Origin of the sequence: Halobacillus sp. B29 (assembly GCF_052246755.1) — a bacterium.
GTDB lineage: Bacteria > Bacillota > Bacilli > Bacillales > Halobacillaceae > Halobacillus > Halobacillus halophilus.
Window position 1 is genome coordinate 280,499 of the sequence record NZ_JBQQCM010000004.1, and the last position, 21,555, is coordinate 302,053.

Sequence of the window (21,555 nt, forward strand, 5' to 3'; positions counted from 1 at the left end):
AAGCATTACCTTTGCTGATTATCTTTTTTATCCAAATAGATTTTTACAATGCCTATAAACAACAGACACACAAGTGCAATTAAAAAGAAAATAGAAGTAAGTAAAGTGGAAACATCCATTATAACCCTCCCCTCTGCCGCAGGCCGCACTGATATTTATTAAGGATCTTCCGCCTCATTATGCTTGTCCTCCTCATGCTTATGAATATCCTTATTGTTCTCCCAGAAATTTTCTAAGGAATGATCTACGTTATTAATATACGGCTCTAACTCCTGCTGGTTATTCACTTCGAAAATCTACTTTTCACAGCTGTATTCCTTATTTAAAGGCTCTGTTTAAGTTTGTTGTTGATGTGGCAACCAAGTATCTAAACAACTATCTTGCGTGGTTTCAAGTGGTAGAGAGCATTCATCATCAGCGAAATGAAGTCACAATGAACGATCTGATAATAAAAGGGAATATAATTCCATATATAGAAACATATGATACACTGAGATTATCTACGTTTACTGTATAAAGGTTATTTCTTTGTTCAACTAACGACGCAGGTTAATTGAATATAATTTCTTCTGTTAGAAGAATAGCAAGGAGACTTGCAATAATTATATAAGTAGTAATTTGGTAAGTGGTGTAGTTGATAAAGCTATTAAAGAGTAACTTAATTGTAAAAAATAATAGAGTTACTGGTGCCAGGTCGTATGGAACGTTATTCTATTAAGGGGTGAGGTTATGGGTTTTTGGTATTTCTTAATATTATTTGCAGGCATATTTTTAGTTGTTAAAGGGCTGAGTAGGAATAAAGAAATTAGCTTAGTATTTATAGGATTCTTATGTATTGCGTTTTCAATTTTTATGTTTACTCCAGGAAGTGATGAAATCATTTCGGAATTATTTAATTTGGGTTAGAGTGTGGAATGGATATATGACTGATTACCTACTAGGTATTTTCATTAACGGTGCTAATGTAAAAGAACAATTCTTCAACTAAAGGCGAGCGTTAGTTCAATAAGACAATAATGCTAAAGAGGACTCCCAATTATTTGGAATTCCTCTTTTTTCTATATATCAACATTGAACTCTAACAGGGCCTATTTAAAAGACTCCGCTACTGTGATCAGGTCCTCTTCTGATAAATCTTTTACATTCCCTTTCAACTCATACGTGATCGATCCATCTTTCCAAATCAATCGTTGAATACCCCCTTTGTTTCCGGCATATTCTCCCGTTTGTTCTCCAACCGAAACCTCTTTCGTCTCCAAATCTTCGTAGGAAATATCGCCATCCTTAACCGTCATCAATTCCATCATTTCCTCCGTTTCAGCATGAAAAGTAAAGGTTAATAAGATGTCCTTTTGATCCATGGGTCCAGCTTCTATTTCAACACCATCCACTTCAAAAGGCATGACCGTAGGATACTTAGGCTGATAAGCTTCATTTTCAGTACGACTTACCAGTCTGGAACGGTCGTATTCGAACAATCCATCTTCTGTTTCAACTGCCGTATCGAAAGCGTGCAATAATGGTTGAGGGTCCATGTAATGAATTCGAGTGATTTTCCCCTCTTCGTTCGTGTTCACTCTCCCACTAACCTTCGCGGATTGACCATTACTTACATCGATTTGAGTATTAAAAACATAAGCCGTTTCTTTGTCCTCACTCTGCTCAACGCTCATACTGCGAATATCCATCTTAACCTCATTTCCATACGCCTTCTGGTGAAAGCTGCTAACCAGATTCGTCTTCGTCGCCTCGCCCATATACGTTTCCGTAAAGTAAGGTTCGAATTGGTCCATGTAGTAGTTAGAAATCTCTTCCTGATTATAATCTTCATAAAACTGGGTTAACTCTTGATCCGGTCCTGAGAATATTTGCTCCAGTACCTTTTTCACATCATTCTTTGCCGTACTTTCCTCTTTCGTCTCCACCTCAGAAGACTGGGTAGAGGTGCAGCCGGCGGCTATCAAGAGCGTTATAACTATAAATAGTAGTTTCTTGATCATCATAAAACCTCCAATTTAACTTCTTTACATGTGTACGGGTTTGCCCTTTTACCCGTTTCAAAAATTGGAAATAAATTAGAAATTTAGTATGAATCATCTATTATCCTACCGTTATAACAATTTCTCTATTTAAAAAGCAGTCTCCCAGAACTTATATCAGCTTTCCCAAAATCAAACTGTATCGCTACTAATAAAGCGCCTCAGAAAGGGTGCTCATGCTCTTGAGTTCAAATAAATGTCTTCAAACGGCTCATATCTATCCAAACCAGTCTTGCGCTCATAAATTCTTATAAATTCGACTTCAAATTGAGGAAAAGGAGATAGCTCTCTGGAAGCCGTGTTTTCCATCTCAAACAGCTGCCGCTTCGAGAGACCGAATGATTCTTTACCCAAGGTTAAATGAGGAACGAATTCATCCAGCTCAAAATACTTTCTGACCTGTTCATCGGATGGGGAGATTTCATGGACTATGTATTCATGAAGGCGGACTAGATCTTCAGAATGAACGCTTAAGTATAAAACATGGTCTCCAAAATAAGCAGGTTCAGCTACTTGAATCGAAAAGGTACGCACATTTTCACAAACTTCTCTTACACGCTCTATCCAATTCTTGTCCGGTGATAATCCCCCCTGTGCTTTTAGAGTAATATGTGGTTCCACAATCGAATAGGTCATCCACTGCTTTCTGAAATGTTCAACCCGTTCCATATAGGATTTGGGCGGTACAATCCCTATAAAATACTCTGCGCTCATGTTTTCATTCTCCTTCTTATTAATCATAGTAAAATGCATCATGCAGTCCGCTGCAAGCCACTCCCTTTTAACCTGTTTTTAACCTTTCATCCTTTTTAAAAAGGTTTAGATAAACTTAGGTTTTGATTTTAAGGTAAAGCTCCCGTTACTTGAAGACTTAGTTTCGAGATAAATGGGTCCTTTACGTTAGATGGACAAGGGCCGGTGGGGAAATAACTCGCTTTCCTATGGGGGAACGGTGAGCTTCCTCGCTCGTTTCACTCCCTGCGGGATCTCACCTAGTCCCTTCTCCCATGGGAGTCTCGCCATTTCCCCACCAACCCAACTATAATGTTGTGAACGGACCCTTCCAATAGACGAAGTGAAGAACCTTAAATCGTCTTAAATGCTTCTATAGAGGCGTTTAACCCACTCTGGACAGACGCGGAATTTAACGTTGATCATAAGTCATCCTCCTCAAATGAAAGCATATACGTAGAAGATTTTAGCGCTCAATGATGGCATAGGGGCGGAAGGGAACGGCGAAGACTCCTGTGGGATGAACATGATCGGTGAGATCCCGGAAGGCGTAGCCTGAGGAAGCTCACCACATGCCCACGGAAAGCGAGCCGTTCCCTGGAGCCCCTTCACCACCCAAAATCTCGAAACTGAGTCTTCCACTATCCGGTCCTATTGTGTAATAAGATTCTTATAAAAAATCAACCAACCTATAACAGAACCTAAAAAAAGCCCCCCATCAAATGGGAGGCTTAGCGATCATTAAGATCCTGAATTTCTGTACAGTTCTTTATTTTCATCTTTACGTAAATGTCTGCCTGACCAGAACCAGCCGCCTATCGCTACAGAAAGCAGCACCGCCCAGAATGTAACTGTCCAGCCTACACTGTGAGCAAAGTGTTCATCCAGTACGCCTACGTCTTTGTGGGACAAGGTAATAACAGCTAATTTTATACCCACCCAGGCTACGATTAAATAGGCCGTTGTTTCTAAACTTGGACGGACTCTGAGAAGTTGAACAAACCATGTAGCTGCATACTTAATCAGAACCAGTCCGGCAATTCCTGCAATGATGACAACTATGAATTTACCTCCGTCCATTCCGCCAAAATTCGGAAGTGGGGAATTCGGAAGAGCTAATGCAAGAGCGACGGCAGCGAGTATGGAATCGATCGCAAACACGAGATCGGCCAGGCCGATTTTGGCAACCGTAGGCCAGAAGCCTTTTCCTTTCGCTGGCTTATCATCTGTGGATTCTTTTTCATCGTGAGTCCTGCCAATCAGGCTCCTCACCCCTAAATAAATGAGATAAGCAGCTCCAATAGCCTGAACCTGCCACACATTCGCTATAAACGAAATCGCGAATAAAGCTCCAAATCTAAAAATAAAGGCTCCTATAATTCCGTAATTGATTGCGCGCTTTTTCTCATCTTCAGGCAAGTGCTTGGCGATCACCGCCAAAACAAGCGCATTATCTGCAGATAACAGTCCCTCGAGACCAATCAGTATTAATAACGTCCAACCATATTCCAACCAAATTGAATCCACTTGATATTCTCCCTTCTCTATCAAAAAACAGAGGTCTTTACCACTTTTTCATGGTAAAGACCTCAAAAAATAGAGACCTTCACCCGGTGGCAAAGGTCTTGCTAGCAACTATGCAGTCGCCAGTAGTGCCGAGAGTGAAAGTATTCACTCTGTAATGACGACAATACTGTTAAAGCTACTCCCCTTTTAAACTATTAAAAATATACCAAGTTACTTATCATTGGTCAAGCTGCTGATGATAATAAAAATGAATGATAGAATGGGTGGCAGGACCTTGGACCCTATTGATTTTCCATAAGGAATCCTTCAGATTATGAGATTCCATATGGAGTTTCTCAGGAAGCCTGATTGCTTGCAACGGGTGCTGGCTGTCTGGCCTGCTGTACGCTGAAGAGCACCATAACTGCAAGGACAACGATAGCGCTTGCCGTATAAAGGGTTTGATATCCAGCCCCGGCAGCGACAAGTCCCCATAGGAATGAACCGGCAGCTATTCCTATATCATAGAGCATGAAGAAAGTAGCCGTAGAATGGCCGCTTCTCGTAATAGGCGCGGACTGAATGGCCATCGTTTGGAAACTTGGAAGCAATGTACCGTAGCCCAGTCCGATGATGGCCGCTGAGAGCAACAGCATCCAGGCCGTACTCGTGATGCTGATGAGTAGCAATCCTGATGAAAACAATAACAGGCACGGCAGGATCACGAATTTCGGTCCTTTGGCATCATAAGCTCTTCCTAAGTACGGGCGTGATAACAGCATCGCAAGTGCAAACACGAGAAAGAAGTAGCTGGATGATCCAGATAACCCGATAGCATTGGCATACACGGATAAAAAGGAAATAATACTGGAATATGCAAGAGCAATGAAGCTGCTGATAACAGCGATCGGCAGCGCTTTTAGTTCAATTAGATCCTGTATAGAAAATCTGTCTTTTGACGGGGCTGGGTCCGCTTCTGCTTCCGGCGGCACCTGCACAAGAAACGCAGAGAGCGATCCACCTGCTATCAATAGACTAAGTACGATGAAAAGGATCGAAAATGGTGCATACTGTAAAAGAGTCAAGCCAAGAAACGGCCCGGCGACGACCGCAAGATTCATGGACATTGCAAAATAACCGAGTCCTTCTCCCCGTCGTTCAGGTGGGATTACATCAGCAGCGATCGCGCCGCTTGCCGTGGTAAACAGGCCAAATGACAGCCCGTGGAAAAACCGGAGTCCAAGTAAAGCTGCAAACTGGTCCACGCTTAAATAAAAGAATGTGGTAGCGGTAAATATCATAATACTGGCCGTAAGGGTCTTTTTCTTACCTAAGCGTTCCATTATTTTTCCGGAAAAGGGACGGATCAGGATGGCCGCAAGCAGCATAGCCGTCACCGTGATGCCCCCTTCAGATTGAGTCCCGTTCATTTCTTCAATCACTAGAATGGGCAGCGTGGTCAACAGAGCATAAAATACCAGAAAAACCGAAAACTGTGTAAACGATACACTCATAAAGCTTTTTGTCCAGATAGAGCGATGTGATGTGGTCATCCTTCTCCCCCTTCCGGTCCGAGCTTTTGAAGAATTCTGTAAAATTGATCGACTTCCTCAGGGGTCAGCCGGCTGATGGTTTCCTGTTCATATTGGTAGACGGCCTGATTGACCTGCTCATATTTTTTCTTGGCTCTATCTGTCAATTCAACTACACGTTCACGCTTGTCCCCGCCCTGCCTGCGGATCACCCAGTCATTGTTTTCCATGCGGGTAATGGTACGTGTGACCGTGGGTGCTTCTACGTTTAAGTATTTCCAAATGGCGGTTTGCGTCATAGGTCCGAATCGCTCCAGGCAATACATAATCGCCCACTGGGAATGATATAAACCGTGAGCGCTCAGCTGCTGATTGAACTCTTTCGTAACGAAACGAACCCGCTGATGAAGCAGGTGAAATAAGTCATGTGTATCGATCATCTATTACATCTCCCTTTTTATTTACCCAGGTAAATAATTGTATCGTTTTTACCCGAAAAATGGAAATGTAATAGATGACGGTTTGAAACACACTCGTTTAGAGAAATAGGTTAGGAAACCGATCTTTCTGGAGAAAGAACCAGGAAGAGGCAATCATGAATTCAATACAACTTGTAAGGAGAGGTTTTACATGCAGGAAACCCATACAGATATATTAATTATCGGCGCAGGACCAAGCGGTCTGGCGCTTGCTAATCAGCTGGAACGCTATGGTGTCCGCTACCGGATTATTGATCAGAACAAAGAAAGATCCCGCTACTCTAAAGCCCTCGTCATGCATCCCCGCACCCTGGAAATGATGGATTTGCTCGGCCTTTCCGAATCATTTCTGCAGGCCGGGACCCCGTATAAAGAGATCACCTTTCATTACAATGAAGATCTGCTGGCTGTCCTGGATTTTACTAATATCAGCGTGTCCGCTGATTTCCCGTTTGTGAACGTGATTCCTCAAAGCAGGACAGAGGAAATTCTCGAAAGTGGATTGGCTCCCCACCGGGTTGAGAGAGAGATGACGCTCACAGGACTTGAGCAAAAGGAAGGAATCGTTCATGCTTCAGTTCGAAAAGCAAACGGTGAAGAAACGATAACCGCACGCTATGCAGTCGGATGTGACGGAGCCCACAGCACCACCCGGGATCTCCTGCAAATTCCTTTTACAGGAGAATCGGAGGAAGTGAACGTCATGCTTGCTGACGTGAAGCTAGCAGCACCCAAAGAAGAGATCTCGCTCACAAGCAGCGACCGTGGTCTTGTATTTCTGGCACCCTTTCAAGGCGAGTATACCCGAGTCATCATCATTGATTACAAAAAGCAAGGTGACAACTTCCCAGAAGAAGTAACCCTTGCTGATATGGAAGATTCACTGGCGGAAATCTATCCGGAAACCCTCTCCATGCACGACCCTTACTGGATCTCAAGTTTCTCCGCATCTCACAGGCAGGCGAGCTCTTATCGCGAAGGGAATGTATTTCTCGCAGGAGACGCAGCCCACATTCACAACCCAATCGGAGGACAGGGTATGAACGTAGGCATACAGGATGCCATGAACCTGGGATGGAAGCTCGCCTATACCGTGCAGCATAACTTGAATGAAACACTGCTTGATTCTTATCATGCGGAAAGAGCTCCAGTCGCGGAGGAAGTCATTAAGAAAACCAGTTACCTTATGAAAGGGATGACGATTAAGAGTCATTACGGGATTAAAGCTCGCAATAAAGGGATGAAATGGCTTCTTCCCAATAAAAAAGTCCAGACCAAAATAACGGAAAACATGGCCCAGCTCGATGTGGATTATTCCTTTACCAAATTCGCGAAAAACTTCAGGAAGTTCACCAATGTGAAGAAGGTCGAATCCGGCAACCGTGTCCCTGATGTTTCTTTTCTAACTCCGGCAAAAGAAGAAAAAACGCTCTACTCCATGCTACGGGAAGAGCCATTTCTCTATTTAATTATGGCAGGCAGAGGAGATGCTCCCCAGTATCAGGAGGCCGTCAGGAATGCGGTCGAGGCGTTTAACAGTCGTGTGGGAGACATGCTGAAGCCGCTTTTTATTACGTTTGATGAAGTAGATGACCCCAGGGAAATAACGGACATGAATTCTGAACTGTATATGGACTTGAATGAAGAGTCTAATGAACGGCTGCATGTAACGCCGGGTGATATGGTGGTTATCCGGCCTGACGCTTATGTACTGCTTCACACATCCATTACGGAAACGGATCAGCTGACGAAAGCCTTAGTGAATTATTTCGGCCATTCGCTGTAAACAGGTTGTAATTTAATTAAAAAAAAGACTCTATTACCCAGTATTGGTTTTACTGTAAAGCGATTGGCTCGTTACTTTAGATGGATAAGGGTTGGTGGGGAAATAACTCGTCTTGTTCCATCACCCAGACACTCGAGACATAAGCCGTTCATCAACGGACGGCAAGACCACCGTCCTTTTGATGCTCGGCTTATGCTGTTCGTGTCTATCGGGGTGATTCCACATTTGAGGCCCTACACGACGTAGGGTCGATCGACGTTGCCACAGGACGTGGCGACCTTAGTCGATCCTCCTTTTACCAGGAGCTTCCTCGCTCGTTTCACTCCCTGCGAGATCTCACCTAGTTCCTTCTCCCATGGGAGTCTCGCCATTTCCCCACCAGCCCAACTCTAATTTTGTGAACGGATCCTTCTGGATGAAGGAGATTATCCTGCTCAATCTGGATTAAATGCTTTTATGACAGGCAATTGCGGGTTGTTACATCCTAAAATAAGGTAGAAAACCGTATGGTCTAATGCCTCATCCATTCAGGTGATGTTTGAAGTGGTTTTGAACTTCCAATTTGGCTAGGTCCGTAGGGGGATGATGAAGACTCCTGTGGGATAAACATGATCGGTGAGACCCCGGAAGGCGAAGACTGAGGAGGCTCAGCACATGCCCACGGAAAGCGAAATCGTCCCCCGTAGGACCTTTCCTCTCACAAAATATCTCTAAATCGAGTCTTCCGTAGTACGGCCCCTATTTTGCAATAAATATCATTAGTAACATTTAACAGCGCTAAAAAAAGCCGTGCCATGATGGAAATGAGACCATCATGGCACGGCTTTTTTCGTCAGGCTGCGCGCTTCTTCATTAGCCATAAGAAGTACGGGGCCCCGATAAGAGCAACTAGAATCCCGGATGGAATTTCATTCGGCGCAAGCAGCGTCCGGCTGAATAAATCCGCGACGAGCAGGAGCAATCCTCCGAGCAGCATGGTTACAGGCAATAGCTTCTGGTTGGCACTGCCGACCAGAAGACGGGCCACGTGCGGAGCAATTAAGCCAACGAACCCGATCGATCCGACAGCAGCGACACTGCATGCCGCAAGCAGAGTGGCGATCATTGCCATCTGGAACCGGACGGACCTCACGCGAAGCCCCAGCCCTTTTGCCGTATCGTCTCCTAAAGACAGCACATCAAGTGTCTTAATATAAAAGACGAGCAGCGGAATAAACAAGATGACAGGCCATAGAAGGTACTGCAGCAGCTGAGACCAGCCTTTTGCGTAAGTGGTGCCGGATAACCACGTTAAGGCTGAGGCGACACCCAGATCGGCCTGGACCACCAGAATCTGAATAATGGCCGATCCGAAAGCGGACACACCAATTCCCAGCAAAGCGAGAATCGTAGGCTGGAATTCAGCTTTGGCGCCAAGACCCATGACGATTAAGAAAAAGACAAACGCACCGATCATCGCTCCAACAGGAATCCAGACAGCAGAGACACTGAATACGTACATCGTCATCAATGCCCCGACCCCTGCACCGGAAGTAATTCCAATAACCGATGGATCGGCAAGCGGATTGCGCAGCACTCCCTGAAAAATCAGACCGCTGACGGCCAGAATAGCCCCGCTGAATACAGCGACAAGGGCGCGCGGAAGTCTCAAGTTAAGAATAAAATTACGAATGAATTCATTGGATGATCCAAAGAATGCCTCCCAGGCCACCAGCGGCTCAAACCCGTAGTTACCGGATGACATACTGATTAGAATGGTTAGAACAATAACCGCTCCAAGTAAAGGGAGAAGCTTCTTCAGCGAAAGATTAACCGCTCCGCTTCCTGCCATAATCGTACCCGTATCTCCGCTGCCCTGACTTTGCTTCATGCGCATAACAAGCCAGATGAGCCACGGTGAACCAATCAGTGCGGTAATCGCCCCAACGGGAAGCTCAGAGAACGAAGGATCAATAATTCTTGCAAGGATATCCGCAAGCAGCAGCACATTGCCTCCCCATAAGAAGGAGCCGATGACGAGCGGGATATGCGAGCGGTAACCGATTAATTTAATAATGTGCGGTGCTACTAAACCGACAAATCCGATCGGACCGACGACACTGACGGTCACACTCGTCAGAAGCACCGCTGCGAGAATCGTAATCAGCTTCACGACGCGGACATTCTGCCCAAGAGCGGTTGCTACATCATCCCCGAGCGTGAGCGTGTCCATTTTTTTTGAAAAAATAAAAGCCGTCAGCATACCCGCAGCTATAATGGGAAGAGAAAACTGGACGCCATCCCAGTTATTTTGAATAAGGGTTCCGGATCCCCATAGAAAAAGTCCCTGTGTCTCATTTTCGTAAAAGATCTGCAGTACGGACGTCAAAGATGAGAATAGAAAGGTAACAATCATTCCCGCAAGCACCATGCGGACCGGGGTGGCATTCCCCGCTCCTGACAATAGGTAAACGGCCGCAAACGTTAGAATGCCGCCAAGAAAGGCCGTGACGATCCCATTCGCAAACATAATAAACGGAAAGAATATGGTTGTGAGGACCACGGCAAAATAAGTACCCGAATGAATGCCGAGCGTACTTGCTGAAGAAAGCGGGTTCTTCGTCACCGTTTGGAGAATTACACCGGAAACCGCAAGCGCACCGCCGGCAAGTATCCCCATAACAGCTCTCGGCAACCTTAATATCCGGACAGTGTGATGTTTGATCGAATCCTGAGGATTAAGGAGCGCATCTACGACGGTCCCAAGTGGAATCGAAACATTCCCCTGATTAATATGTATAAATGTCAATAAACATAATAATGCGGTCCCACCTCCGAAGGTGAGAACCGCGATTATCGTTTGTTTTAAGTTCAAATTCATAAGCTTCACTCGCTTTGGTTTTCGTTCAGCATCGCATCGGTCACTTGCTTCGCCAGTACTTCAGCCGATAGAGGTCCGCCGAATGTCCAAGTATCTCCCGGCATCTTGTATGTGCGATCTTCCTGAACAAATTTAAGGTCTTCCCAGGCAGGATTCCCTTTCAGCTGATTCGTGAAGATGTTATCTTCTTCCTGTACAATGTAGAAGAAATGAGCATCCTGGTAATTCTGGAGAGCCTCTACGGTTGTAGACGTGTAGCCATAAACTTCGGTTTTGTCTGGCTGATGAGCATTTTGCAAACCAATGTTCTTCATCACTTTTGAAACGATGGAATTAGGTGTGAAAAGTCTCAGCGTTGGTGTGTTCTGGGATGTAAAAGCCTGGGTCATTACATATTCCGTATCTTCTTTGCCGGCTTCTGTTAGGCGTGCCTGCTGGTCACGGAACGTTTTCTCCATGTTTTTAACGACTTCTTTAGCTTTATCTTCCTTACTCGTAATCTTAGCGACCGTATTGAACTCGTCCAGCATATGCTGATACTGGTCTTTCGCCGCTTCCTCAGAGTAAGGGGCAAACATTACGGTCGGTGCAATATCTTCCAGCTGATCAGCAATTGCCTCGTGGCGGAATTTCACGCCGATGATTAAGTCCGGATCCAACCGAGAAATAGCTTCCAGATTCGGCTCCTGGCGTGTTCCTACATCTTCAACCGAATCGCTTAATGATTTACCTGCATCGACCCACTTGCCATAGCCGTCCAGATCAGCGACACCCGCAGGCTCCATGCCAAGCGCCTGCAGATCTTCGGCGTACGTCCATTCGAGAACTACAATATTCTTAGGTGTTCCTTCGATCGTCTTCTCTCCCATTGCATCCTGAATCTTTATGGTGCGCTGTTCATCTTTTTCTTCTTCCTTCGCTTCCTTGGACTCATCTCCTGAGCCTTCAGAAGCTTCGCCCCCTCCATCTGATCCATTTCCGCAGGCCGTTAACGTAACAACAAGTAATACTAGGATAAGCCATCCTATTTTTTTCATATGCTTTTCATCCTCTCTTTTATTTAACCCTTCCAACCTGAGCCGGTCTATGTACACACAGACTTTAATTGATAAAGATTATCATTATCATGATACTACCTATCATATCGAAGCCCTATCCCGCTGTCAATGATAATCACTAGCTTACCTGTGCGTTATTCTTGGCATATTTTTTGGGCATGGCGCATTTGCGATGAGCATGGCCTAATTATAGGTATGCATGGCCCAATTACAGCCACGCATGGCCCGTTTACAAGACCCGCGCAAGCAGCCTCGAAGATTTGCAGGGAAGGATTTACTTTCCTATGCAAATAGATTTCGAACTCAAACCTCACCCAAGCTGGAGCCTCACGGCAAAACAGCCTAGAAACCGGCCTACCAAAAAAACAGATGCCCCATCCGGAGCATCTGATCCTTTACACTTATCTTCTTAAACCAACGCGGCTTGCTTTGGGCGAGCTGCTTGATAAATGGAAGGAAGTTTGGAAATGTCCATGTTTCCTCCACTTACAATCACACCCGCCTGTTTGCTTTCAAATTGATGTTGATGATACAGGGCTCCTGCTAAGGCAGAGGCTCCCGCACCTTCCACCAGTGTTTTTTCACGTTCCAGCAAGTGAAGCATCGTTTGAGCGATTTCATGCTCTTCTACTGTGATTACCTGATCCACATACTTCTGGATACAAGGATAGGTGAGTTTTCCTTTTTCCTTGACGGCAATCCCATCAGCAATGGTAGCGACTGATGTTAGTTTTTCAGGTCCATTCTTATAGAAAGAATTATAGACGCATGAAGCTTCGGCAGCCTGTACGCCGATCACCTGAATATCCGGTTTCAGCTGCTTAGCTGCAAAGGACACGCCGCTGATTAATCCGCCGCCCCCAATGGGCACAAACAGCGTATCAATGTCCGGCTGCTGCTGCAGCATTTCGACCGCAATCGTCGCTTGTCCGGCCATCACGTCATAATCATCGAATGGATGAAGGAAAGTTGCTCCACTCTCTTTCTGTTCCAAAAGAGCAGCGGTATAAGCTTCCTGAAACGATTCTCCGGTTAATACCACCGTGGCACCATACCCTTCGGTTGCTTCGACCTTCGCGCGCGGCGTCGCTTCCGGCATGAATATGCGGGCGCTGATCCCTCTTTTACGGGCGGCTACAGCGACGCCCTGGGCATGGTTGCCGGCAGAAGCGGCAATAACCCCTCGTTCAGCTTCCTCTTGTGATAAGCAGGCTACTTTATAGGAAGCTCCTCTTACTTTAAAAGCTCCTGTTTTCTGCTGATTTTCCATCTTCAGATAGACTTGCTGACCGGCTTGCTGATTAAATGTAGAGGAGGTCTCCAGCGGAGTCCGGTGCACCACTCCTTGTAATTTTTCATGAGCCTCCATCACTTTAGCTAGCGTTAAGAAATCCCCAACGTCTTCACTCCCTTTGTATTATTTTCGTATTGGTCAATTTTGTCTTCGTGGGTCAAAGTGACCGCGATTTCATCCCAGCCATTTAGTAACATTTCTTTATGATACGGCTGGATATCAAAATTAACCTCCATTTCTCTACCATAAACGACTTGTTTTTCCAAATCAACCGATAATCCATAAATTTCATCTTCTGCTTTTTCCATTAATTTCTCTACTGCAGAATTCGGCAGCTGGATCGGCAGAATTCCATTTTTAAAGCAGTTATTATAGAAGATATCCGCAAAACTCGGAGCAATCACTACTTTAAAACCATAATCTTGAATGGCCCAGGGCGCGTGCTCCCTTGAAGAGCCGCAGCCGAAGTTTTCACCTCCCACCAGGATGGATGCGTCATTGTACTTCGGATCATTCAATGAAAAATTCTCTTTCAATGAACCATCATCGTTAAAACGCCAGTTGTAAAAAAGAAACTGCCCAAACCCGGTTCGTTCAATTCGCTTCAAAAATTGCTTAGGAATAATCTGATCGGTATCAACGTTGGATCGATTCAGTGGATAGACGATTCCGTGATGCTTTTTCAAAGGTTCCATCTGCTCACCCTCCTAAACGGTACTCATCTGTTTTCTGACGTCTACGAAGCGGCCTTCCAGTGCAGCTGCTGCTGCCATTTCAGGACTGACCAGATGGGTTCTGGCTCCATTACCCTGACGTCCTTCAAAGTTCCGGTTTGAGGTCGAGGCGCAGCGTTCGCCCGGCGGTACGATGTCGTCATTCATCGCCAGACACATACTGCAGCCTGCGTCTCTCCATTCGAAACCGGCGTCTATGAATATTTTATCCAGTCCTTCTTCTTCAGCTGCCAGTTTCACGGATTGGGAGCCTGGTACGACCAGGGCTCTGATCCCTTCGTGGACGCGGCCGCCTTTCACAATATCAGCGGCTTTTCTCAAGTCGCTGATCCTTGAGTTGGTGCAGGAACCGATAAAGACATGCTCAATAGGGATGGATTGAATGGTTTGATTCGCTTCCAGTCCCATATAATCCAGGGCACGCTCGATGCTGTCTTTTTCATCATCACTTTCGGCATCAAGTGGATCCGGTACTTGAGCGGATACAGGTACACAATGGGAAGGATTTGTTCCCCATGTAACCTGGGGCTCGATTTCATCGGCGTGAATCTCAAGCTCCATATCGTACCGGGCGCCTGGATCAGATGCCAGGTTCAGCCACTGCTGGGCAGCTTTATCGAACTCTTCTCCCTCCGGCACGTAACGTTTTCCTCTCAAGTACTCGACTGTCGTCTCATCCGGGCTGATCAATCCAGCCCTTGCGCCTGCTTCAATGGACATGTTGCAAATCGTCATTCGTTCTTCCATGGACAAGTTACGGATCGCTTCACCTGTATATTCAATCACGTGTCCGGTTCCGAATCGAACACCGAAACGGCCAATAACGGCAAGGATTAAGTCTTTCGCTGTTACGCCTGTTCCTAACTTGCCATCGATATGAACCTGAAGCGTCTTCGGAGGCGCCTGCCAGATCGACTGCGTTGCAAGCACGTGTTCCACTTCACTCGTACCGATCCCGAAGGCTAATGCACCAAAAGCTCCGTGAGTTGACGTATGGCTGTCACCGCAGACAATGGTTTTGCCAGGCTGGGTTAATCCAAGCTCCGGCCCGATAACGTGGACAATCCCTTGATCCGGGTGATTAATATCAGCCAGGCTGATGCCAAATTCTTCACAGTTTTCTTCAAGTGTCTCCATCTGCTTCTTGGAAATCTGATCTTTAATCACGTTTCGGTGAATGGTCGGAACGTTATGATCCATGGTGGCATACGTCAGGTCCGGCCGGCGGACTTTCCTCCCGCTCAGGCGCAGACCTTCAAACGCCTGGGGAGAGGTTACCTCATGAATCAGGTGCAAGTCGATATAGAGGAGGTTCGGCTTCCCTTCTTCTTTATGAACGACATGCTGATCCCAAACTTTTTCAATAATTGTTTTCGGTTGACTCAATGTGTACCGCTCCCTTCTTCGAATATTACACGTAGCACCTCATGATATTTTCAGTCGTGTCACTCGTGCTTAATTGTTCAATCACTTTGTTCGCAAGTTCACTTCCGCTGACCGGGATGCCTCCGTTGATGTTAAGGTCGGCCGTATGGTAGCGCGCTGCTAACACGTCCTGTACGGCTTTCTCAACTTGTTCGGCTTCTTCTTCCATTTTAAAGGAATGCTTCAGCATCATAGCAACGGATAAGATCGATGCCAGTGGATTTGCTTTGTTTTGACCGGCGATGTCCGGTGCAGATCCATGAACCGGTTCGTATAGGCCCAGGCCATCTTTTCGGATACTTGCCGACGGAAGCATGCCAAGGGACCCGGTTAATACAGACGCTTCGTCACTTAAAATGTCTCCGAACATGTTCTCTGTCACAATGACGTCGAAGTAAGAAGGATTCGTTACCAGCTTCATCGCTGCAGCATCGACAAGCATATGCTCAACCGTTACTTCCGGATATTCCTGCTTCTTCTCTTCAACGATCTCGCGCCACATTCGGCTCGATTCTAATACGTTGGCTTTATCCACAGAGGTTAGATGGTTTCTTCTAAGCCTGGCACTCTGGAACGCCTGTTCAACGATGCGCTCGATTTCATGTCTTGAATACGCCAGCGTATCGACGACTTCAGCGCCGTTGTTGCGTCTTTCGCTCGGTTCCCCGAAATAGAGGCCACCTGTTAATTCCCTTACAATCAGCAGATCACTTCCTGTGACAACTTCGGTTTTTAAGGGGGACGCGTGGAGGAGCTGTTGGAACGCCTTTACCGGCCGCAGATTAGCGAAAAGTCCCAGCTGTTTACGAATGCCGAGCAGTCCTTTTTCCGGGCGTATATGACCAGGCAGGTCATCCCACTTCGGCCCTCCTACAGCTCCTAAGAATACAGCATCCGCTTTATGACAAGCTTCAATCGTATCTTCCGGTAAAGGGGTGCCGTCCTGATCAATGGCGCTTCCTCCGATATTGTGCGTTTCGAAAGTGAACGTGTGCTGATGCTGTTCAGCTACTGCTTCCAGCACGCGCTTAGCAGCTTTTGCTACTTCGGGACCGATCCCGTCTCCCGGTAAAAGTACAATGTGCTTTTTCATAACATTTCCCCCTTTATACTTGAACCTGCTTTTGAACTGGTTCCGTATTCTTTCTATATAATGTGCGGTTTACGGCGTTTAAGAAAGCATGTGCAGATGCTTCAAGAACGTCCTGAGCAGATCCGCGCCCGGAAGCTTTCACATCATCTACTGTTAGCTGCACGTGGACTTCTGCCAGTGCATCTCGTCCTCTTCCAATCGAGCTTAACTGGTAATCCTGCAAATGCACGTCGGCATCGATTAAATCATCCAGCGTGTTGTAGATGGCTTCTACACTGCCGTCTCCTGTATTGGCTTTCTCGACTTCTTCGCCATCCGGCTTGGTAAGAAGTACTGTGGCTGTTGGACGATTGATGCTTCCGTATTGAACCTGGAAGGCTTTCAGCTCGTATTTCGGCTGATCTTTGTCTTCGGTCTGCGTATCGGTCAGGATGGCAAACAAATCGTCGTCGGTAACTTCTTTCTTCTTCGCGGTCAAGTTCTTGAAGGATTCGAACGCTTCCTTCAATTTCTCATCCGTCAACTCATAGCCCATTGATTCGGCTTTTTGTTTGAAAGCGTGACGGCCAGAGTGTTTACCCATCACCATTCGGTTGGAATCGATTCCCACCATCGCTGGTGTGATAATTTCGTAAGTCGATGAGTCTTTCAGCATGCCGTCCTGGTGAATACCGGATTCGTGAGCAAAGGCGTTACGGCCGACCACTGCTTTATTACCTGGAACCATCATACCGGTCATACGGCTGACCAAATCGCTCGTTCTTTTAATTTCTTTTAATACAAGGTTGGTCTGATAATCGTACCGGTCTTTACGGATTTCAAGAGCGACTCCGATTTCCTCAAGTGCCGCGTTTCCAGCACGTTCTCCGATTCCGTTGATCGTCCCTTCGATCTGGCGTACCCCATTTTCAATAGCCGCAATCGAGTTGCTGACAGCCATACCTAGATCGTCATGGCAATGAGCGGAAAGAATGGCCTGATCGATATTCGGAACGCGTTCTATTACTTCACGGAACATGCGTCCGTATTCATCCGGCGTTGAATATCCGACCGTATCGGGAAGGTTAATGACGGATGCACCGGCGTCAATGACTTTCTCAATGATATGAACAAGGAAATCGATATCGGTTCGGCTCGCATCCTCTGCGGACCACTGAACGTGAGGGAATTTCTCTTTTGCATAAGATACAGCTTCTACCGCTGTTTCCACCACTTCATCTGGTGTTTTCTTAAGCTTATGCGTCATATGAATGGCTGAGGTAGCCAAGAACACGTGAAGTCTTGGTTCTGCTCCGCCTTTCAAAGCTTCCCAGGCAATGTCGATATCTTTCTTGTGAGCTCTCGCAAGTCCCGTTACTGAAACGTTTCTCACCGTGTTCGCAATCTCACGGACGGATTCAAACTCTCCCTGGGAGGAAGCAGGGAATCCTGCTTCCATAATGTCTACCCCAAGGCGTTCCAGCTGCTTCGCAATCTCCAATTTTTCCAGGCGGTCCAAGTTTACGCCAGCTGACTGTTCTCCGTCTCTAAGAGTTGTATCGAATACGTTAACGTGAGCCATGAGAGACCACTTCCTTTTCTTTAGATTGAGATTTCTTAACAAAAGGCATTAACTCTCGGAGTTCTCTACCCACCTTTTCAATTGGATGATTGCTCTCCAAGTTGTTGATTGCTTCGAATTCTGGGCGATTTACTTTATTTTCTAAGATCCAGCCTTTAGCGAATTTACCGGTCTGGATATCCTGCAGTACATCTTTCATGCGGGCTTTTGTATCTTCATTGATGACGCGCGGGCCAGATACGAAGTCGCCCCATTGAGCTGTATCGGAAATGGAATAACGCATGCCTTCAAGTCCGCCTTCATACATCAAGTCAACGATCAGTTTCAGTTCGTGCATACATTCGAAGTACGCCACTTCCGGCTGGTAGCCTGCTTCCGTCAAGGTTTCAAATCCGGCTTTGACAAGGCTGGTTAATCCTCCGCAAAGTACGGCCTGTTCACCGAATAGATCCGTTTCCGTTTCTTCCTGGAAGCTTGTTTCCAGTACGCCGGCACGTCCGCCGCCGATGCCTTTAGCATAAGCTAGCGCGATTTCCTTCGCTTCGCCGGATACGTCCTGCTCGACTCCGATCAGAGCAGGTACGCCTGCGCCTTCTTCAAATGTTCTTCTTACAAGGTGTCCCGGCCCTTTAGGAGCTACCAGGAATACATCAACGTTAGATGGAGGAACGACCTGGTTGAAGTGAACGTTAAAGCCGTGTGCGAATGCAAGAGCTGCGTTCTCTTTTAAGTTCGGCTTAATGGATTCCTCAAAAACGGTCGGCTGGTGTTCATCTGGTAAAAGAACCATAACTACGTCTGCGTCTGCTACAGCGTCCGCTACTTCTTTTACTTCCAGTCCATCCTGTTCCGCTTTATCCCAGGACTTCCCTTTTCTTAGTCCAACGACAACGTTATGGCCGCTTTCCTTTAAGTTCTGTGCGTGAGCGTGGCCCTGTGAGCCATAGCCTACAACGGCAACCTTCTTATTTTGTAGAACCTCATCCTTGATATCATTGTGGTAGTAAACATGTGCCATTTAAAATCTTCCTTTCTGTAATAGAGTAATTAGTTTAGTAGAGAATAAGATTTCACTTCTGCTTGTTGAGGCTGATTTCCTCGTTTGAAGGCGGTTAAGCCGGTTCTTGCAAGCTCTTTAACACCATAAGGTCGTAAGAGTTCAATCAGTGCATCGACCTTATCGGACTTTCCTGTGACCTGAACCGTGACGCTTTCTTTACTTACGTCAATAATCGTAGCGCGGAACGGTTCGATGATGCCCTGGATTTCGCTTCGTATCTGCGGGTTGCTGATTACTTTGACCAGGGCAAGTTCCCGGGCGACAATCGCATTGTCTGTAATATCGGAAACCTTCAGGACATCAATCTGTTTATTCAGCTGCTTCGTCAGCTGTTCCAATTTGCGGTTATCCTCCACATCGACCACGAACGTCATTTTGGAAACGCCCTCTGTCTCGGTGCGGCCGACAGATATACTTTCAATGTTGAACTGCCGCTTAGCCAGCAGCCCGGTTACTCGGTTTAATACGCCGCTGCGATTATGAACGATCGCAGTTACAATCCTTTTCATGGTTTCACCCCGATCATTTCGTGAAGTCCTTTACCTGGTGCAATCATTGGATACACATTTTCACTTTGAAGTACTCGGCAATCTACAACGGCCGGCTTATCATCGGCAAGGATGCCCGGAAGTACCTCTTCAAGCGTTTTCGGTGAGTCAATGAAGTAACCAGGAATCTGATAACTTTCCGCAAGTTTTACAAAGTCAGGCTGCGTATCAATGATGGAGGAAGAGAAACGGCCATCGTAAAACTTCTCCTGCCACTGACGGACCATGCCGAGAGCTTGATTATTTACAATGATGATCTTCACTGGCAATCCACGTTCCTGAAGAACAGATAGCTCTTGAAGCGTCATCTGGAAACCTCCGTCCCCTACGATAGCCACACAAGTGGATTCCATATCCGCAAGCTGTGCGCCGATCGCTGCCGGAAAACCATATCCCATGGTTCCAAGGCCGCCTGACGTTACCCAGCGGTTCGGCTCATCAAAATGGTAATATTGAGCCGCCCACATCTGATGCTGTCCAACGTCGGTTGTTACAACGGCTTCACCGCGGGTATAGTCATATACTTTCTTCACGAGCCACTGCGGGACAATATCTTCATCTTTTTGATGAAACCATAGTGGATAGTCCGCTTTACGCGCCCAGCTCTGATCCAGCCATTCTTTGTGGTCAAGGCTCGTTACTTCTTTGTTATTTAACGCCTTCAATGCAGCCTTGGCATCGGATACGATCGGGATCGATGTTGGAACGTTCTTCCCGATTTCCGCCGGATCGATATCAACATGCGCCACTTTGGCGGTCGGTGCAAAATGCTTCAAGTTCCCTGTCAGACGATCATCAAAGCGGGCACCGATGTTGATAAGAAGATCACATTCATACAGAGCCATATTGGCGGCGTATGTTCCATGCATACCTCCCATGCCAAGCGACAATCGATCGCTGCCTGGATAACTGCCAAGGCCTAGCAAGGTTGATACGACCGGGATTTCATAGTTCCTTACGAAGGTTCTAAGTTCTTCCGAAGCTCCCGCGTGGATAATACCTGAACCAGTTAAAATAACGGGTTTCTTCGCCTGCGTTAACGCTTCGTGAAGCTTCGTGATTTGGAGTGGATTCGGTTTCAGTGTCGGCTGATAGCCCGGAAGATGAAAGTGATGAACAACATCCTTTGCATACACTTCCGAAGAAATGTCTTTCGGTATATCAACAACTACTGGTCCCGGACGCCCGGTAGTGGCAATGTGAAAGGCTTCTTTCACAATACGCGGAAGCTCCTCGATATTTTGAACCTGGTAGTTGTGTTTCGTAATCGGGGTTGTGATGCCCATAATGTCTGACTCCTGGAAAGCATCTGTACCAATGACCCCTTTAGCCACCTGGCCTGTAAAAACAACCAGCGGGATGGAGTCCATCATCGCATCAGCGATGCCGGTTACCAGGTTGGTCGCCCCCGGACCGGAAGTACCGATTACAACACCTGCACGGTTCGCTACTCGAGCATATCCCTCTGCTGCGTGAATCGCTCCCTGTTCATGACGGGGAAGAACGTGATCAAAGCTTCCTTCTGCACGGTAGATGGCATCATAAATTGGGAGCACGGCACCTCCCGGGTAACCAAATAAAGTATCGACACCTTGTTCAATCAAGGATTCAACTAGCAAATCTGCTCCTGTCTTTGTGGCGGTCTGCTCTTTCACACTTGCCTCTGCCTTCATTTTTTAATCCCTCCTTAGAGTATTTAGAAAATCATTGCGGCCCATCTGTTTCACTATTATTAAAATAAAAAAGACCTTTTCATCCTCACTTCCTCGAATACACGTCGGTATAAGGAAAGAGAGGGGTGAAAAGGTCTATTACTTTCACGGTACCACCCTCGTTTTCGTGAAGCGT

18 protein-coding genes and 1 pseudogene are annotated in these 21,555 nt (G+C 46.4%); 3 read left to right on the top strand and 16 right to left on the bottom strand.

Annotation, left to right across the window (positions count from 1 at the left end):
- Positions 1–158: 158 nt before the first annotated feature.
- On the bottom strand, positions 159–287 hold the full coding sequence (locus tag ACTWP7_RS07675) for a hypothetical protein (protein WP_443122676.1): 129 nt from the start codon (positions 285–287) through the stop codon (positions 159–161).
- Positions 288–352: 65 nt separating this feature from the next.
- Between ACTWP7_RS07675 and ACTWP7_RS07680 the strand changes: the two are divergent.
- Together ACTWP7_RS07680 and ACTWP7_RS07685 are read left to right on the top strand one after the other, a co-directional pair.
- A pseudogene (locus ACTWP7_RS07680) lies at positions 353–517 on the top strand (IS1595 family transposase); the annotation flags it as partial.
- A gap of 212 nt (positions 518–729) precedes the next feature.
- Positions 730–906: a hypothetical protein gene (locus tag ACTWP7_RS07685; protein WP_443122677.1), complete on the top strand. Its 177-nt coding sequence runs from the start codon at positions 730–732 to the stop codon at positions 904–906.
- A 182-nt stretch (positions 907–1,088) separates the two neighbouring features.
- On the opposite strand, the gene ACTWP7_RS07690 is transcribed toward ACTWP7_RS07685, so the two are convergent.
- The 5 genes from ACTWP7_RS07690 to ACTWP7_RS07710 all read right to left on the bottom strand — a co-directional run bounded on the left by ACTWP7_RS07690 (position 1,089) and on the right by ACTWP7_RS07710 (position 6,249).
- The gene (locus tag ACTWP7_RS07690; protein ID WP_443122678.1) at positions 1,089–2,000 is read right to left on the bottom strand and encodes a DUF4367 domain-containing protein; all 912 of its coding nucleotides are present in this window, start codon (positions 1,998–2,000) and stop codon (positions 1,089–1,091) included.
- 213 nt (positions 2,001–2,213) lie between these two features.
- The gene (locus ACTWP7_RS07695) at positions 2,214–2,753 is read right to left on the bottom strand and encodes a 2'-5' RNA ligase family protein (protein WP_443122679.1); all 540 of its coding nucleotides are present in this window, start codon (positions 2,751–2,753) and stop codon (positions 2,214–2,216) included.
- Between the two features lie 759 nt (positions 2,754–3,512).
- Positions 3,513–4,298 carry a TerC family protein gene (locus ACTWP7_RS07700; protein ID WP_014642826.1) on the bottom strand — a complete coding sequence of 262 codons (786 nt, stop codon included), beginning with the start codon at positions 4,296–4,298 and terminating at the stop codon, positions 3,513–3,515.
- Positions 4,299–4,633: 335 nt separating this feature from the next.
- Positions 4,634–5,830, bottom strand: a complete 1,197-nt coding sequence (locus ACTWP7_RS07705; RefSeq protein ID WP_443122680.1) for an MFS transporter — start codon at positions 5,828–5,830, stop codon at positions 4,634–4,636.
- The gene (locus tag ACTWP7_RS07710; protein ID WP_443122681.1) at positions 5,827–6,249 is read right to left on the bottom strand and encodes a MarR family winged helix-turn-helix transcriptional regulator; all 423 of its coding nucleotides are present in this window, start codon (positions 6,247–6,249) and stop codon (positions 5,827–5,829) included. Before ACTWP7_RS07710 ends, ACTWP7_RS07705 begins: the two co-directional genes overlap by 4 nt.
- Before the next feature lie 190 nt (positions 6,250–6,439).
- Between ACTWP7_RS07710 and ACTWP7_RS07715 the strand changes: the two genes are divergently transcribed.
- Positions 6,440–8,074, top strand: a complete 1,635-nt coding sequence (locus tag ACTWP7_RS07715) for an FAD-dependent monooxygenase (protein ID WP_443122682.1) — start codon at positions 6,440–6,442, stop codon at positions 8,072–8,074.
- Positions 8,075–8,906: 832 nt separating this feature from the next.
- Here the strand turns inward: ACTWP7_RS07715 and ACTWP7_RS07720 are convergent.
- From ACTWP7_RS07720 to ilvB, 10 genes are all read right to left on the bottom strand, one after another.
- A complete protein-coding gene (locus ACTWP7_RS07720) occupies positions 8,907–10,934 on the bottom strand; it encodes an iron ABC transporter permease (RefSeq protein ID WP_443122683.1) in 2,028 nt (675 codons plus the stop codon).
- Between the two features lie 5 nt (positions 10,935–10,939).
- Positions 10,940–11,971, bottom strand: coding sequence for an ABC transporter substrate-binding protein (locus ACTWP7_RS07725; protein WP_443122684.1), 1,032 nt, complete (start codon positions 11,969–11,971; stop codon positions 10,940–10,942).
- Positions 11,972–12,401: 430 nt separating this feature from the next.
- Entirely contained in the window at positions 12,402–13,361 is a 960-nt protein-coding gene (ilvA, locus tag ACTWP7_RS07730; protein WP_014642818.1) for a threonine ammonia-lyase, read from the bottom strand.
- Positions 13,362–13,375: 14 nt separating this feature from the next.
- Positions 13,376–13,981, bottom strand: a complete 606-nt coding sequence (leuD, locus tag ACTWP7_RS07735; protein WP_422168579.1) for a 3-isopropylmalate dehydratase small subunit — start codon at positions 13,979–13,981, stop codon at positions 13,376–13,378.
- Positions 13,982–13,993: 12 nt separating this feature from the next.
- Positions 13,994–15,406: a 3-isopropylmalate dehydratase large subunit gene (leuC, locus tag ACTWP7_RS07740; RefSeq protein WP_443122685.1), complete on the bottom strand. Its 1,413-nt coding sequence runs from the start codon at positions 15,404–15,406 to the stop codon at positions 13,994–13,996.
- A gap of 25 nt (positions 15,407–15,431) precedes the next feature.
- Positions 15,432–16,538, bottom strand: coding sequence for a 3-isopropylmalate dehydrogenase (gene leuB, locus ACTWP7_RS07745; protein ID WP_443122686.1), 1,107 nt, complete (start codon positions 16,536–16,538; stop codon positions 15,432–15,434).
- 13 nt (positions 16,539–16,551) lie between these two features.
- Entirely contained in the window at positions 16,552–18,099 is a 1,548-nt protein-coding gene (locus tag ACTWP7_RS07750) for a 2-isopropylmalate synthase (RefSeq protein WP_443122687.1), read from the bottom strand.
- On the bottom strand, positions 18,086–19,117 hold the full coding sequence (gene ilvC / locus ACTWP7_RS07755) for a ketol-acid reductoisomerase (RefSeq protein WP_014642813.1): 1,032 nt from the start codon (positions 19,115–19,117) through the stop codon (positions 18,086–18,088). The genes ACTWP7_RS07750 and ilvC overlap by 14 nt, the downstream gene beginning before the upstream one ends.
- 29 nt (positions 19,118–19,146) lie before the next feature.
- A complete protein-coding gene (ilvN, locus tag ACTWP7_RS07760) occupies positions 19,147–19,668 on the bottom strand; it encodes an acetolactate synthase small subunit (RefSeq protein WP_014642812.1) in 522 nt (173 codons plus the stop codon).
- Complete coding sequence (ilvB, locus tag ACTWP7_RS07765) at positions 19,665–21,380, bottom strand: biosynthetic-type acetolactate synthase large subunit (protein WP_014642811.1); 1,716 nt, start codon at positions 21,378–21,380, stop codon at positions 19,665–19,667. The genes ilvN and ilvB overlap by 4 nt, the downstream gene beginning before the upstream one ends.
- Positions 21,381–21,555: the final 175 nt, after the last annotated feature.